Here is a 14,583-nt window from a genome sequence, read left to right on the forward strand (position 1 = left end):
TATGAAGTTTTTCAAATCAAATCTTATTCTTTCTACAATGATGTCAGCTGCGGCTTTATTTGCAACAGCAACGCACGCAGCAGATAATCCATTACAAGCTGCATATAAAAGTACCAATGTAAAAGCTGGTTTAATTAATGTTTGTAAAGACCAATCTGCGAAAGGCGGTAAATTAACAGCTGCAGAAGTTAGTAAATATTGCTCTTGTACTATTGAAGCTCAAGGTAAAGTAACCGAAGCACAAAAATGGGAAATGCAAAGTGCTGTCAATGCGAAGAAAAATCCCAACACACTTCCATTTGTACAACAGGGATATAAAGATGTACAAGCTTGCTTAGGTGCACCACTGGTCTCTAAGCTTGAAAAGTTAACTGAAGAAGCGATGAAAGCAGCTCAAAAACAAGCACCAAAGTCTTAACTTTGAGCTAAGCCCAAAAGCCTGCATTGATGCAGGCTTTTTTATCAGTTCTGTTAAAATTTCTTTTATCTTGAATAAGTTGAATTACACCATGCAGGATCAATGGAAGACCAATACCCATCAACGACAATGTATTGTTTCATTTAGTGGGGGGAAAGACAGTTCACTTGCCCTGTACCATACCATGCAAACAGGCAAAGCGACTGGATTGATTGTCATGTTGGAAGAACAAGGGCAACGCTCCCGTTCACACGCGATGCCACTCGATATTATTCAAGCACAAGCAGATGCGATTGGTTTACCTGTATTTATGACTTCTTCAAGTTGGGCTGATTACGAAAGTAAATTTATTGAGCTTTTACAACAAGCTAAACAACAAGGTGCAGAAGTACTGGTCACAGGCGATCTAGATATGCCTAAATATGGTTGTTGGCATGATCGTGTAACTCAACACGTTGGGCTTAAATTGGGTATGCCCCTTTGGTTACGTCCTCACCGTGAAGTAGTTGAGGAGTTTATTCGCTTAGGATTTCGCAGTATCGTCGTGACCGTTAATCTTAAACTAGGCATGAAAGTAGAAGATCTGGGTAAAATTCTCACTCTCGACTATATTCAAGAATTAGAAAATCGCGGGATAGACCCATGTGGAGAAGGTGGTGAATTTCATACTACTGTTATAGATGGGCCAATTTTTAACAAAGCAATTCCTGTAAGACACAGAGATATTGTTTATCATGAAGAATATGCTTTTTTACCACTTGAACTAGACCAACTTTAGTTTTATTGAAGGAATCGAAATGTCTGAGAATATTGAATTACCGAATCATACTTTTCCAACAACACAAGGTGAAGTGAATCTAGCTGAACTCACCAATGAATGGTTAGTACTCTATTTTTACCCAAAAGATTCAACACCAGGCTGTACGACTCAAGCGATCGGCTTTTCATGCTTAAAAGATCAATTTGAAGGATTACATTGTCAAATTTTTGGAGTGTCTAGAGATTCTGTCAAAGCACATCAAAATTTTACTGAAAAACAAGCACTCACAATTGATTTAATTAGTGATAAAGAAGAAGTGTTATGCAAACATTTTGATGTGATTAAAGAAAAAAATATGTATGGCAAACAAGTGATGGGCATCGAACGTTCAACTTTTATTTTTCACAACAAACAGTTAGTGAAAAGCTATCGAAAAGTCAAAGCTGCTGGGCATGCTGAACAAGTATTGGAAGATCTAAAAGCATTGCAAGGTACTTCATAATGTTGAGTAACAAAAAAGCGAGTATGGAACTCGCTTTTTTGTTATGGGTAAATTGCCCACTGCTTACACCTTAACGTATGATAAAAAGATTAAAATAATTAAAGATATTTACAATGAATTATCGCAGCCTAGTTTATTTGTTTCCTTTATTTTTTATACTCTCAGGTTGTAATGCTAATGCGCCACAAACCGCAATGACTGAAGAAAACTTAGTCTCTGTACCACAAATTCAAATCGAAACAACAGAAATCCATTGCCAAGATTTACAAAACCCTGCCTATCAGCAAGTGATTATCCATGCCATCAATGAAATTCGTCAGCATCCACGCCAATGTGGTCAGCAACATTTCGCTGCTGCTGCACCCTTAAGATGGAATCAGCACTTATATCAAAGTGCTTTTGCTCATGCCGAAGATATGGCAAGTCACAACATGCTTGGACATATCAGCAGCACTGGATTAGATTTAAAAGCACGTCTAAAACAATCTGAATTTAAAGGTCGAGGTGGCGGTGAAAATGTTGCAAGAGGACAAAAAAATTTAAATGAAGTGATGTCAGTATGGCTTACGAGCCCAGTACATTGTAGTAATCTAATGCATCCTAAATTTACAGACTACGCTATTGCCTGTACATCTGACCAATCCACCAAACAAAAGAGCTACTGGACGCAACAATTTGGTGTTCGCTAGCAAGGACGAATAATGCAATCTGGTTCAATCACCCCTATTTTCCGTATTTTTGATATTGAACTCGCACAATCATTTTATCTTGACTACTTAGGCTTTCAAATCGACTGGCAACACACATTTGGGGATAACTTCCCTGTTTATCTACAAATTTCCAAAGATGATTGCATCATCCACCTAACAGAACATTTTGGTGATGCGAGTCCACATAGCGCAATTCGTATTTACTGGGAAAATCTTACTTTGTTACATACTGAACTTGAGGCAAAGCACTATCAATTTGCTAAACCTCAAATCGAAAAAACAGACTGGGAAACATTAGAACTCAGTATGACTGATCCTTTTTCAAATCGACTGATCTTTTGGGAAGATGCTTAATCAATCCGCTAAAGTTTGATAATGGAAGACTTTAGAAATAATTTTCCATTCACCCTGTTTTTGTACCCATGTCAGTGCATCATAAAAATATTTAGGTTCAATCACACATTCAACATGTACCATCGCTAACTGATCATGAATCAAATTGATCGCAATAACCTTATCTTGTCTTAATTGGTTTTGAGATGCGGGTGAAATACGCTTTTCCACAATAGAGAAATAAGTATCCATATCTAACTTAAGCATAGGCTCATCCGTTGTATTGATATAAGTAGCATCGGAATGAAATACATTCTTCAATTTATCTACATCACAAAAGTACAGACCATCAAAGTACTTTTCGAGTTGCTGTTGAATCTCAGTTATCGAATTATTTTGCATTTTATGTACCTATTATTTGTCTATTACAAACCTATCGTTTTATTGTAGAAAAAGAGCTTAAAAATGGAGATTTTATTGAAGTCCTTACGGAATTTTCAGGTAGTTCACGCCCATTTTCTTTACTTTATCCATCAAAAAAACACGAATCATTCCATATTCGTGTTTTCATCGATTTTCTGACTAAAGAACTAAAATCTTAAAAACACTCATTTAAATTACTTTTATCACCCGCAAGATATTTACGCTGCAATTCCGAATAGACTTTTGTATTTTTAAATTCAGTCAGAAATTCAATCGTACCTTTTGGGAAAAATTCGGTTTGAATCTCCCCTCGATAATAGGCTTCACGCATCGGTGTGGCTGAAATAGAATCTCTTAGACTGTCTAGCTCCACCATTTCCCATTCTGGAAATAAAGCTAAATAATACGAAGATTCATCTTTGAAATGACCGATCAAACCTACTTTTGCATTTGGCTGAACCACTTGATTGACCAATGTTTTGACTTGTTTGACCCATTTTTCATCGTTATAAACATCAATCACATGCACAAAATGGATGCGCTTTTGATCCGCCTCAGAAAAATTGGACAGAATCATTTGCTCACGTTCAGTGGCTAAAAATGGATTTTTGATATTCCGTTCTGATTGCGCAGAACCCAATGCTAAGACTACATGTTGACTCTGTTGTAACGCAATTTCAATCGTTTGTAGATGCGCTAAATGAAAGGGCTGAAAGCGTCCAATAAAAACAAGATAGTCAAATGTGTACATAGGCGTAATTTCACTTTTTGTGAACTCATCAGTTGTGCCATTCAAGAAAATATGCGACATAATGAGGACACTTAAAAATCAATCTGGATTAAAGCAAGGATAGTACGATGACGCTTAGCTGTATTCAACAACCTCATCAACATTTGCAAGCAAATTTAGAAGATGGCGTACTCACCTTAGCCATTAACCGCTCAGAAGCAAAAAATGCACTTTATGGTGAACTTTACCTCTGGATCGCACAAGCTTTTGATGAAGCTGACGCGAGTAAAGATGTTCGTGTCGTCATTTTCCGTGGTGCAGAACAAGACTTTACTGCGGGTAATGACATGAAAGACTTCATGAGCTTCATCCAAAAGCCACATGAAGGCAAAGCAGGTGATCAACCACCATTTGTATTATTAAAAGCAGCAGCACGTTTTTCTAAGCCATTAATTATTGCGGTGAAAGGTGTTGCGATTGGTATCGGTGTGACCATCTTATTACATGCTGATATCGTATTTTCAGACAATACTGCCCTGTTCCAAATTCCATTCGTAAGCCTTGGTCTTTCTCCAGAAGGCGCTGCAAGTCGCTTACTGGTGAAACAAGCAGGCTATCAAAAAGCAGCTGAATTGTTATTCACAGCGAAAAAATTTGATGCAGAAACTGCTGTCAAAGCAAACTTAGTCAATGAAATTGTTGAAGACGTTTATGCAACAGCCCAAAAAACAGCTCAACACTTAGCAGCTTTACCACTCGCATCAATCAAGCAAACCAAAGCACTGATGAAACAAGATTTAGCTGAAATCATCGCTTGTGTAGATGATGAAGCTGAGATCTTTATGCAACGTGTACGCTCGCCTGAAATGATGGAAGCGGTACAAGCATTCATGCAAAAGCGCAAACCTGATTTTTCTCAGTTCAATTAATCAGGTCTTAACGCACTCATAAAAACCACTTAGTTTAAAAAACTAGGTGGTTTTTTTATTTTGCATCCCAATATGGATATAAACACTTAAGGAAAATACATCGCTCATGACAGATCAAACAAAAACCGAAAAGAATCGTTATTACGAAGCTGCCCCACAAGATATTGATGTGGCTAACTTTCGCAAAGTGATTGAAAGTCGCCGTTCCGTGCGTAAATTTACCGATAAAGCGATTCCAACTGAAATTTTAGATGATTGCTTAGATTTGGCATTACTTGCGCCCAACTCATCAAATTTACAGCCTTGGACTTTTTATGTGGTGCAAAATCCAAGCAAGAAAAAGCAACTGGTTAAAGCTTGCCTAGGGCAACTTGCGGCTAAAACCGCTGCTGAATTAATTGTATGTGTAGCACGTACAGATCGTATTGATGAAATGGCAAAACGAAATATTAGCGAATTTCCATTTCCTGAAGCTCCTGCGATGGTACAAAAATATTATCGTTTTATTCCATACAATTATAAAACAGGTTACTTTAATGCATTAGGTAACTTTAAAAAAGTTGCATTTAAGTAGTGCGTACCTTAGATAAACAATTACCTGTAACCGCTTTTAACCCTGCTGACACCCAACTTTGGGCGACAAAAACCACTGCATTAGCCTGTGAAAATCTAGTATTGGCTTTACGTGCCTATGGTTTTGACAGCTGTATGATGGAAGGCTTTGATGAACCTTTAGTTCGTAAAATTTTAAAATTAAATGGTCAACAGTATCCTGTCATGGTGATTGGTGCAGGTGAACGGGCTACAGATGGTGTGTTCTTCCCGCAATATCGTTTTGATCGTGATTTATTTATTCAAAAAGTATAATTATTCAATATCTAATATTTGAATAAACTCAAAGGCAGGCTCTTCATAAGGATGGCTTGCCTTTAATGCCTTTGCTACAGCACTAGCTTTATCTTCAGGCACAATGGTTTCTACACGCCACTCTTCAAGTTGCTCTAGTTCGTCTAATTGTCCTAAAAATGGATTTGCACCGTTAACTGGCTTAAATTGCCCTATTCCTTTCACTTGCCAAGCACAATGTTCATAATTACCAATACCACCAGCTCCTGCTTCAAACACAGCAAGTTTGGTTGACTCTAGATGAGAGTCTGGAACGTAATAAATAAGTTTAAGCACTTCAGTTTACTAACTTAGGACTTACGCATTGACAGAATAAAAAAATGATAAATAAGCTGTATAACATCAAAGTGATCAGACAAACCCGGTACGGTTCATAAACTTATTGTCAGTGTAGATGATACCGTATTAGATAAACCTTATAGTCAACATATGGATTTAGTTGGTTTTTTCTGGTCTGGTAAACATCATCGTTCAGTGAAAGGCATCAATCTCATTACACTGTATGCGACAGATTTGCAGGGTAAAAATGTGCCGATCAATTTTAGGCTCTATGATAAATCTGAAAATAAGACTAAAAATGGCTACTTTCTCGACATGTTGAATGATGTTCTTCAATGGGGCGCAGACATTTCTTATGTCACAGGCGATAGTTGGTATGCTTCAACTTCAAATCTAAAAACCATAAGAAATCATGGTATTCGATTTATGTTTGGTATCGACAGTAATCGAAAGGTATCCCTTGAAAAAGGGAATTGGCATCAGATTAGGCAACTACCTGCATTTGAAAATGGTCAAACAGTGTGGCTCAAAGACTTTGGATTTGTACAATTATTTAAGACTCAGCTCAAAGAACAGCAGAGGTTTTATATTGTTTATGCTCCTAATGAGTATTTAACATTAGATCGGTTTCAAGATTTACATGCAAGTCATTGGAAGATTGAGCAATATCACCGAGTCATTAAACAGGTATGTCATATTGAAAAATTTCAGGTTAGGCGAGTGAAGCTCATTCACAATCATATTTTTGCATCATTAATGGCTTATGTGCAGGTACAACAAATACAATGGAATGATATTTTTATGAATATTAATCAGTGGCAGAAGAGTTTATTTAGACCAATCATCAAGAGCTTCATTGATGGTTTTATTTTAGACAAGAATTATCTGCTGCCACAAAAGTTGGAAAATTTATAGTGCGTAAGTCCTATATAAATAAAACTTTTATTTCCAAACCGATGATTTAGTCTAACAATCTTCCCGTAATATATTGTTTATCCTGTTCAAAGTTGACCGATTTGTCTCCAAACCGCGCTTGTTTAGTCTCATATTCTACTAACCATTTTAAATATTCTAAAAGTGTAGATCCAGTACAACTAAATTCAGATTCTGGTTGTCCATCATCCCATAACCAAACATAATCATTTTTTAAAGCAGTCGCCAGATATGCAAACTGATTGCCTTCATTTTCATTTGTTAATGGGAAGAGTTTATTTTCAACTGCACTAATCCACCCATTAGGTTTATTTATTTCATCTTCATCATCTAAAACTTTTTGATAATCTGTATAAGCCTCCTTATTCCATGAATATCTGAACATAGATACAGTGCCCCACAACAAACCGCCTGAGCACCTTCCCATTTGCGATAAAAACTCTCGGAACTGCCCATGAATCTCTAGATTATAAATTTCAGCAATCTGATCAATTTCTTGCTCTGTATAGCCGTTAATATGTTCTGGATAAAAAGGCAAATGCGTATCTTCATGTCGACAACTTATCAACTCAGAAACAAAATCAACCATATATAAAAATCTCTAATTCTTTAATTATGCAATCTCTACTTTTTCTATTTTACACCCATCAAGTGCATTGCTCTCAACTATTCACATACTACTCTTATTCGAAATTATACCCAAAATACCTTGACCATCATCAACCACAACGCCCCGGCGATCTGCCTAAAAAAATGAGTGGTCATATTATCCAACATCTTATTCTTTAATTATAAACATCCTAGGACAATTTTAGCTATTGATCATCTTATTATCTTTTAACTGATCCTAGCCAAAATAATGGACAGCATGTCCCTCTAAAGATAACGTAACTTCAATCTTTGGAGATCCAAGAAATGGCTAAACGTTTTAGTCCGGAATTTAAACAGCAAGCAATTGATCATGCACTTTCAAACTCCCACGAGCCTATAGCTGCAATCGCCCATAAATTAGGTGTGGGTTATTCAACCTTAGATAAATGGATTCGTGAAGCCAATCCAGTAGGTTCAAGCAAACGTCAACTTTCTCCTGAACAACAGCGGATATTGGAATTAGAAAAAGAAGTCAAACAGCTCAAGGAAGCCAATGACATCTTAAAAAAAGCGCATGTGTACTTTCTGACAGATCATGCCAAGAAAAGTACACGGTAATTCAAGATATGGATGTGAATGAAGTCACTGTGTCTTCTGTCTGTAAATGCCTAGATGTCAGCACTTCAGGCTATTATGCCTGGCGAAAACGCCAGACCAATACAGCGCAGAAATACAATGATTTAAAAGTTGTATATTGGCAGCATCATGCGCGCTTGGGTGCACCGTCATTGGTACATGACATGCGTGATTTAGGTTATCGCATGAGCGAACGTACCGTTGGAAGGATGCTAAAAAAGCTTGGTTTACGTAGTAGGATTGCACGTAAATACAAGCATACGACTGATTCAAACCATCGTTTGTCTACAGCATCAAATTTGTTGGATCGCCAATTTACAGTTACTCAGCCTAATAAAGTTTGGACAACGGATATTACCTATATCCGAACTAAAGAAGGCTGGCTGTATTTATGTGTGATGCTAGATCTATTCAGCCGTCGTATTGTGGGTTGGCAAACCAGCCATCGAATAGACCGCCAATTGGTGTGTGATGCGTTTAATTATGCAATGGCTCGTCAGGGTTATCCAACGGGTGTCATGGTGCATTCGGATCAAGGTAGTCAGTACTGTAGTCGTGATTTTAGGGCGCTATTATTGACGAATAACTGTATTCAAAGCATGTCTAGACGAGGAAACTGTTGGGACAATGCAGTGACCGAAAGCTTCTTCCATACCCTGAAGGGGCATGTAGTACATGGCAGTGTATTTTCTACGAGAAAAGAGGCAAATGCTATCTTGTTTGAGTATATTGAAGTTTACTACAATCGAATCAGAAGGCATTCTGCAAATGGCTGGTTAAGTCCAGAAGCCTTTGAACAGAAATATTTCAAGAATTTAGAGGGATCGGTTGTCCATTATTTTGGCTAGGATCAGTATTACAATAAAAAAAAGACGCTAAGTCACCCAAAAGCTAACTCAGAACTTAGAGAAAGATTTATTGAACAAATAGAGTTATTAGAAAAAAGTCATCCTATTTTCTACCTTGATGAAAGTGGCTTCAAGTCACATGATCATAGACCTAATGGTTATTCGCAAAGAGGAAAACCATGCTTTGGACAATATAATTGGCAGTTAAAAAATCAGACCAATGCAATTGGAGCAATTCATCAACAGAAATTGTTTGCAGTAGGATTATTTGATTGCAAAATCAATGCTGATGTTTTTCATTTTTGGGTTGAGCGATTACTGATCCCTGAATTACCGAAGAATAGTAGTGTGGTTATGGATAATCCAACATTTTCATAAAAGAGCGGATACTCAGGCGTTATTGGAACAACAAGGGCATCAGATACTTTGGCTTCCTGCATACAGTCCTGATTTAAATCCTATAGAAAAGATGTGGGCATGGGTTAAACGCAAGCGTAAAGAGTGGTTGGTTGATTCAATTGATCAATTATTTCGGTTGTTTTTAACAAATGTATGAATAATTAAACGGTTTTACTATAGTCATACCTGTAAAAATACCAATAATGACCCGCTCTGCCTGATTGCTATTTTGTAGTCTAAAAACTTTTCCAATTTCACATTTAGAGCAGGCAATACTGCATCAATCGAAAAAGAAACTATTGACATCAAGAATGCAATTAATAAGGCAAACTCATAGAAATGGATTTTTGGTTTAATTTGTTATTTTCCATCAATATTCATTTTTATACTTTAATGAAATAAGCCACCTTACAGTGGCTTATTTTTTATTTGATATTAACCAATAAATTTACGTGCATTACGGAACATACGTAACCAAGCACCATCTTCCGCCCAATCTTCAGGCTTCCATGAATGCTGTAAAGCACGGAAGTTACGCTCTGGATGCGGCATCATCACTGTTGCCCGACCATCTTTAGATGTTTGACCTGTAATCGCTTCAGGTGAACCATTCGGGTTCAATGGATAGTGTTGAGTTGGATGACCCAAGCTATCTACATAACGCAAGATCACTTGATTTTCTGCATTTAAAGCAGCAATTTGCTGTTCAGTTACAACCAAACGACCTTCACCATGCGCAACTGCGATTGGTAAAATCGAACCTTGCATATCTTCAAGCAACACAGAAACAGACTTCTCAACACGAACGTTCACAGCACGCGCTTCAAATACTTCTGAGGTATTGCGGTGGAAACGGCCCCAATGTTCTGCACCTGGAATCAGTGGTGCAAGTTGCGACATCATTTGACAGCCGTTACATACGCCTAAGCTGAAAGTGCTCTCACGATGGAAGAACTGCTCAAACTGATCACGTAATTTCGGGTTGAACAATACTGATTTCGCCCAGCCGCCACCAGCACCCATCACGTCGCCGTATGAGAAGCCGCCACAAGCCACTAAACCTTCGAAGTCGCTTAAACTCACACGACCTGCAAGCAAATCACTCATGTGTACGTCGATGGTATTGAAACCAACTTTATCAAAGGCAGCGGCCATTTCAACATGACCATTGACACCTTGCTCACGCAAGATTGCCATATTAGGACGACGTGTATTGATAAACGGCGCTTCAACAGGTTCATTTAAATCATAAGTTGCTTGAGCAATTAAACCCTTGTGGTTTTTATCTGCAATTAAAGCAAATTCTTGATCAGCTGTTTCGACGTTATCACGTAAGCGTTGGATCTGATGCGATACTTCTGCCCATGCTTGTTGTAATTCAGCACGTTCTAAAGTCAAACCATTGACAGCCAATTGGTCAGTTGTATTGACACGGCCCACAACTGCAATGGCATCTTTCAGGCTAGATGCTGCAACTTCAACTTCTAACTGCGCCCAATCCGCCGCTGTGATTTGAAGTACAGCACCAATTTCTTCAGCGAATAAACTTTCAGTACTTTGATTTTCTAAAGCAACACCTAAGCGTGAAGCAAACATCATTTCCGCAACAGTCGCCAATAAACCGCCATCACCGATATCATGGTAAGCCTTGATTAGGCCACGATTGTTCCAGTCTTGAATCAAAGCAAAGAATGCTTTGAAGTCATCAAAACTATCCACATCAGGTGTAACAGAACCAATCGCTTTATATACTTGTGCAAGGATTGAACCACCTAAACGGAATTGACCTTTAGATAAATCAATACGTACAAGCACTGAGTCTTCTAAATTCTTAAGTTCAGGTGTTAAGGTTTTACGAACATCTAGAACTGGTGCAAATGCAGTGATTACCCCTGTCATTGGAGAAGTAACGGCTTTGTCTTCACCATCATTCCACGTAGTACGCATAGAAAGTGAATCCTTACCGACTGGAATTGCGATGCCTAACGCAGGACACATTTCCATACCAATCGCTTTCACACCTTCAAACAAGGCTTGATCTTCACCTTTTTGACCAGCAGCTGCCATCCAGTTTGCAGAAAGTTTGATATCACTGATTTGTTCAATGTTGGCACAGGCAATATTGGTAATTGCTTCGGCAACCGCTAAACGTGCAGATGCAGCAGGATTTAACAAAGCAACTGGTGGACGTTCACCCATTGCCATTGCTTCACCTGTGAAGCCTTGCAAGCTTGTCGTTGTTACTGCTGCATCCGCAACAGGCACTTGCCAACGACCAACCATTTGATCACGTGCAACCATACCGGTAATTGAACGGTCACCAATGGTGATCAAGAACGATTTAGACGCAACTGTTGGATTCTTCAATACGCGGAAAATCGCATCTTTTAAATCAACTTTTGCAGCATCAAAGTCGTTACCCGTACGCTCGATTGTTTCATAAGCACGTTGCATACGTGGCGTACCGCCCAAGATCACCTGCATTGGGATATCAACAGGTTTATTCTCAAACAAAGGGTCTTCAACAGTTAAGTGACGTGCTTCAGTCGCCTCACCCAATACTGCAAACGGACAACGCTCACGTGCACAAATTTCTTCAAATTGTTCTAAAGACTCTGGACGAATGGCAAGTACGTAACGTTCTTGCGCTTCATTTGACCAGATTTCCATGGGGCTCATACCTGGCTCTAATGATGGAATTTTACGCAGGTTAAGCACTGCACCTAACTCGTGATCATTCACAAGTTCTGGCATCGCATTTGACACACCACCCGCACCCACATCATGTACAGACACAATTGGGTTAAAGTCTTCTAAGCGCCAACACGTATCAATCACTTCTTGGCAACGGCGTTCCATTTCTGGGTTTTCACGTTGTACAGAAGCAAAGTCTAAACTCTCGCCCATTGTACCACTGTCTACAGAAGACGCTGCACCACCACCAAGACCGATTAACATGGCAGGGCCACCCAATACAATGAGCAAGTCACCCGGTTGGATCGCATCTTTTTCAACATGGTCAGGACGGATGTTACCGTAACCACCAGCAATCATGATTGGCTTATGGAAGCCTTTCACTTCACCATTGACATTTTGTTCAAAAGTACGGAAATAACCATTCAATGCAGGGCGACCGAATTCGTTGTTAAACGCAGCACCGCCGAGTGGACCTTCAATCATGATTTGTAATGGCGATGCCATACGTGAAGGTTTACCGTAATTATCTTCCCAAGGTTGTTCAAAACCAGGGATATTTAAGTTTGAAACCGTAAAGCCTGTTAGACCTGCTTTTGGTTTACCACCACGACCTGTTGCACCTTCATCACGGATTTCACCGCCCGAACCTGTTGCAGCACCTGCAAATGGAGCGATTGCAGTTGGATGGTTGTGTGTTTCAACTTTCATTAAAATATGAGCAGCTTGGCTCTTATATTTATAAACGAAATGACCATTTTCATCCGCTTTTGGATAAAAACGCATGGTGTCATAACCCACGATCACAGACGCGTTATCTTTATATGCTGATAACACATCCGTTGGTGATTCTTTATAGGTATTTTTAATCATTTGGAACAATGATAATGGCTGTTTTTCACCATCAATTGTCCATTCAGAACCAAAGATTTTATGACGACAGTGTTCAGAGTTTGCTTGTGCAAACATCATCAATTCGATGTCGTTTGGATTACGACCGAGTTTGGTAAATGCTGCAACTAAATAATCAATTTCTTCGTCAGAAAGTGCAAAACCAAATTCATTATTCGCTTTTACTAACGCTTCTTTACCTTGGCTCAAAATATCAATTGAGTTCAATGGCTTCGGCGCTGTTTCTAAGAATAAAGCTTTTGCATCATCAATCTGAGCAAAAACACTCTCTGTCATACGGTCATGTAATGCCAATTTCACTTCGTTCGAAATCTCTTTCACACCTTTCAGTGTAAATAACAGACCACGTTCTAAACGGTGAATTGGCGTATTACAGTTTTGGAAAATATCCGTTGCTTTAGATGACCACGGAGAAATTGTCCCCACACGTGGTGTCACTAAAATTTGGATTTCATCACTTGCAGCTTGGCGAAGTTCGAAAGATTGACCATCGTTTAAAAGTTGTAATGCCGATTGATGTTGCTGCTCGTTGAGCGCTTGATCAAACAAATAAACCCACTGGCTGTCAAAAGATTGAACAGAACTCATTGACGCTAAACGGTTTAAGAGTTGAGCTTTCTTAAAAGAAGAATGTGCTGATGCACCGGCCACGATAAACATGTTGACTTTGGCTCCACGGGCGGGTCTAACGAACCTACCACAATGTGACTTATGAGAGAGCGCATATTCTACTGTGAAAGCCTTCTTTCAGCTAGACATATCCATCTTAAAAATCAGTGTTTTCTATCTCAACTCACTTAATTTATTGTAGCTTTATAGGTTTTACGATATTCGTAACAATTCATTTAGTTTGATAAATTCCACTTTCAACTGAATAACAGTAAAGTGAGACAAACTGATTTATAAGTGAGTTGAACAAATTTTAGTGAGAATCATATCGTTAACTAGTTTGCCATTACGTCCTACATGATTTGTACCTTTTCAGCGTGAGGCAGATCAGCAAGCGTGCAACGAGGCACTTGAGAGCATAGATGGAATTACCTTGATATTTTAGCAACTAAATTAGCTAAGTTTAATAATCCTAACCCCCATCTCCTTAAGCCGCTTTATAACCGCAGCAGCTAGCTCATCATCACAAATTGGAAGATCAAACTCACGCCCCTCTGAATTGCGATAACATAACATTTCAGAAACAGGAGTCTGCTCAATAAAATAATTATCTAGGTTTTGACCTCTACCAAATAAAAAGTCTTCAACTATTATAACTAATGCGGTATTTTCCATATTTTCTTACTCCTATGGTTTCGGATACTTACCAAAACTAGGATAAAAATTGTGTTATCTGTATCTCTAGACCCAAAAAATTCGTGTTGGAGTTGGTTTAGCTTGACTATTAATTTTAACTCTAGGAGATATCGCGCGTTGATTGTCTCGTTCCACTCCTTGCGAAGTATACTTCTCAGGTTGAATCCCAAACTAGTTTACCTTTAACAAATTTATCATTTTCACTTCAACACATATATTTGCTACACAACAATCCTAACTCAGACGCAAAGTATTTTAAACGCCAAACCATGTCG

Annotated in this window: 15 protein-coding genes and 4 pseudogenes; 12 read left to right on the forward strand and 7 right to left on the reverse strand. The window is 38.6% G+C overall.

What is annotated here, in order from left to right; translation table 11 throughout:
- Position 1 precedes the first annotated feature (1 nt).
- The 5 genes from ACN19N_RS10360 to ACN19N_RS10380 all read left to right on the forward strand — a co-directional run bounded on the left by ACN19N_RS10360 (position 2) and on the right by ACN19N_RS10380 (position 2,744).
- Positions 2-418: a hypothetical protein gene (locus ACN19N_RS10360; protein WP_420001273.1), complete on the forward strand. Its 417-nt coding sequence runs from the start codon at positions 2-4 to the stop codon at positions 416-418.
- A 91-nt stretch (positions 419-509) separates the two neighbouring features.
- On the forward strand, positions 510-1,196 hold the full coding sequence (locus tag ACN19N_RS10365) for a diphthine--ammonia ligase (protein ID WP_269239697.1): 687 nt from the start codon (positions 510-512) through the stop codon (positions 1,194-1,196).
- Positions 1,197-1,215: 19 nt separating this feature from the next.
- Positions 1,216-1,680: a peroxiredoxin gene (locus ACN19N_RS10370; RefSeq protein ID WP_269238227.1), complete on the forward strand. Its 465-nt coding sequence runs from the start codon at positions 1,216-1,218 to the stop codon at positions 1,678-1,680.
- A gap of 113 nt (positions 1,681-1,793) precedes the next feature.
- Positions 1,794-2,369 carry a CAP domain-containing protein gene (locus ACN19N_RS10375; RefSeq protein ID WP_269238228.1) on the forward strand — a complete coding sequence of 192 codons (576 nt, stop codon included), beginning with the start codon at positions 1,794-1,796 and terminating at the stop codon, positions 2,367-2,369.
- Between the two features lie 12 nt (positions 2,370-2,381).
- Complete coding sequence (locus tag ACN19N_RS10380) at positions 2,382-2,744, forward strand: glyoxalase superfamily protein (protein WP_269238229.1); 363 nt, start codon at positions 2,382-2,384, stop codon at positions 2,742-2,744.
- On the opposite strand, the gene ACN19N_RS10385 is transcribed toward ACN19N_RS10380, so the two are convergent.
- On the reverse strand, positions 2,745-3,125 hold the full coding sequence (locus ACN19N_RS10385; protein ID WP_420001274.1) for a nuclear transport factor 2 family protein: 381 nt from the start codon (positions 3,123-3,125) through the stop codon (positions 2,745-2,747).
- Positions 3,126-3,145: 20 nt separating this feature from the next.
- Between ACN19N_RS10385 and ACN19N_RS10390 the strand changes: the two are divergent.
- Positions 3,146-3,325, forward strand: a pseudogene (locus ACN19N_RS10390) (LysR family transcriptional regulator); the annotation flags it as partial.
- Here the strand turns inward: ACN19N_RS10390 and ACN19N_RS10395 are convergent.
- Positions 3,322-3,897 (reverse strand): nicotinate-nicotinamide nucleotide adenylyltransferase, encoded by a 576-nt coding sequence (locus ACN19N_RS10395; protein ID WP_420002379.1) that lies wholly within the window; start codon positions 3,895-3,897, stop codon positions 3,322-3,324. The pseudogene ACN19N_RS10390 and the gene ACN19N_RS10395 overlap by 4 nt on opposite strands.
- A gap of 107 nt (positions 3,898-4,004) precedes the next feature.
- Between ACN19N_RS10395 and ACN19N_RS10400 the strand changes: the two genes are divergently transcribed.
- A complete protein-coding gene (locus tag ACN19N_RS10400; protein WP_241335303.1) occupies positions 4,005-4,805 on the forward strand; it encodes an enoyl-CoA hydratase-related protein in 801 nt (266 codons plus the stop codon).
- 106 nt (positions 4,806-4,911) lie between these two features.
- A pseudogene (locus ACN19N_RS10405) lies at positions 4,912-5,672 on the forward strand (nitroreductase family protein).
- Here the strand turns inward: ACN19N_RS10405 and ACN19N_RS10410 are convergent.
- Positions 5,673-5,987, reverse strand: coding sequence for an NGG1p interacting factor NIF3 (locus tag ACN19N_RS10410; protein ID WP_269238231.1), 315 nt, complete (start codon positions 5,985-5,987; stop codon positions 5,673-5,675).
- 96 nt (positions 5,988-6,083) lie between these two features.
- Here ACN19N_RS10410 and ACN19N_RS10415 point away from each other — a divergent pair.
- Positions 6,084-6,905: pseudogene (locus tag ACN19N_RS10415) on the forward strand (transposase); the annotation flags it as partial.
- Positions 6,906-6,951: 46 nt separating this feature from the next.
- On the opposite strand, the gene ACN19N_RS10420 reads toward ACN19N_RS10415, so the two are convergent.
- On the reverse strand, positions 6,952-7,512 hold the full coding sequence (locus ACN19N_RS10420) for an SMI1/KNR4 family protein (protein WP_269238232.1): 561 nt from the start codon (positions 7,510-7,512) through the stop codon (positions 6,952-6,954).
- A gap of 326 nt (positions 7,513-7,838) precedes the next feature.
- On the opposite strand from ACN19N_RS10420, the gene ACN19N_RS10425 reads away from it, so the two are divergent.
- From ACN19N_RS10425 to ACN19N_RS10435, 3 genes are all read left to right on the forward strand, one after another.
- Positions 7,839-8,998 (forward strand): IS3 family transposase gene (locus ACN19N_RS10425; RefSeq protein ID WP_420001275.1). Its coding sequence is split into 2 segments (ribosomal slippage): positions 7,839-8,073 and positions 8,073-8,998, totalling 1,161 coding nucleotides; the frame shifts between segments, so codons are not numbered across the junction.
- Between the two features lie 105 nt (positions 8,999-9,103).
- On the forward strand, positions 9,104-9,376 hold the full coding sequence (locus ACN19N_RS10430) for a transposase (protein ID WP_420002380.1): 273 nt from the start codon (positions 9,104-9,106) through the stop codon (positions 9,374-9,376).
- Positions 9,345-9,554 (forward strand): transposase, encoded by a 210-nt coding sequence (locus ACN19N_RS10435; RefSeq protein WP_420001276.1) that lies wholly within the window; start codon positions 9,345-9,347, stop codon positions 9,552-9,554. Before ACN19N_RS10430 ends, ACN19N_RS10435 begins: the two co-directional genes overlap by 32 nt.
- Positions 9,555-9,572: 18 nt before the next feature.
- Here the strand turns inward: ACN19N_RS10435 and ACN19N_RS10440 are convergent.
- From ACN19N_RS10440 to ACN19N_RS10450, 3 genes and pseudogenes are all read right to left on the reverse strand, one after another.
- A pseudogene (locus tag ACN19N_RS10440) lies at positions 9,573-9,754 on the reverse strand (Bcr/CflA family drug resistance efflux transporter); the annotation flags it as partial.
- A gap of 78 nt (positions 9,755-9,832) precedes the next feature.
- Positions 9,833-13,663: a phosphoribosylformylglycinamidine synthase gene (purL, locus tag ACN19N_RS10445; protein WP_420001277.1), complete on the reverse strand. Its 3,831-nt coding sequence runs from the start codon at positions 13,661-13,663 to the stop codon at positions 9,833-9,835.
- Positions 13,664-14,065: 402 nt separating this feature from the next.
- A complete protein-coding gene (locus tag ACN19N_RS10450) occupies positions 14,066-14,287 on the reverse strand; it encodes a hypothetical protein (protein WP_269238235.1) in 222 nt (73 codons plus the stop codon).
- Between the last annotated feature and the right edge of the window lie 296 nt (positions 14,288-14,583).

Source organism: Acinetobacter sp. LF10 (assembly GCF_048585715.1).
GTDB lineage: Bacteria > Pseudomonadota > Gammaproteobacteria > Pseudomonadales > Moraxellaceae > Acinetobacter.

Excerpts from the sequence above, each read along its gene's own strand:
- ACN19N_RS10360 (WP_420001273.1), top strand. The coding sequence starts at position 2 with ATGAAGTTTTTCAAATCAAATCTTATTCTTTCTACAATGATGTCAGCT.
- ACN19N_RS10365 (WP_269239697.1), top strand. The coding sequence starts at position 510 with ATGCAGGATCAATGGAAGACCAATACCCATCAACGACAATGTATTGTT.
- ACN19N_RS10370 (WP_269238227.1), top strand. The coding sequence starts at position 1,216 with ATGTCTGAGAATATTGAATTACCGAATCATACTTTTCCAACAACACAA.
- ACN19N_RS10375 (WP_269238228.1), top strand. The coding sequence starts at position 1,794 with ATGAATTATCGCAGCCTAGTTTATTTGTTTCCTTTATTTTTTATACTC.
- ACN19N_RS10380 (WP_269238229.1), top strand. The coding sequence starts at position 2,382 with ATGCAATCTGGTTCAATCACCCCTATTTTCCGTATTTTTGATATTGAA.
- ACN19N_RS10385 (WP_420001274.1), bottom strand. The coding sequence starts at position 3,125 with ATGCAAAATAATTCGATAACTGAGATTCAACAGCAACTCGAAAAGTAC.
- ACN19N_RS10395 (WP_420002379.1), bottom strand. The coding sequence starts at position 3,897 with ATGTACACATTTGACTATCTTGTTTTTATTGGACGCTTTCAGCCCTTT.
- ACN19N_RS10400 (WP_241335303.1), top strand. The coding sequence starts at position 4,005 with ATGACGCTTAGCTGTATTCAACAACCTCATCAACATTTGCAAGCAAAT.
- ACN19N_RS10420 (WP_269238232.1), bottom strand. The coding sequence starts at position 7,512 with ATGGTTGATTTTGTTTCTGAGTTGATAAGTTGTCGACATGAAGATACG.
- purL (WP_420001277.1), bottom strand. The coding sequence starts at position 13,663 with ATGTTTATCGTGGCCGGTGCATCAGCACATTCTTCTTTTAAGAAAGCT.
- ACN19N_RS10450 (WP_269238235.1), bottom strand. The coding sequence starts at position 14,287 with ATGGAAAATACCGCATTAGTTATAATAGTTGAAGACTTTTTATTTGGT.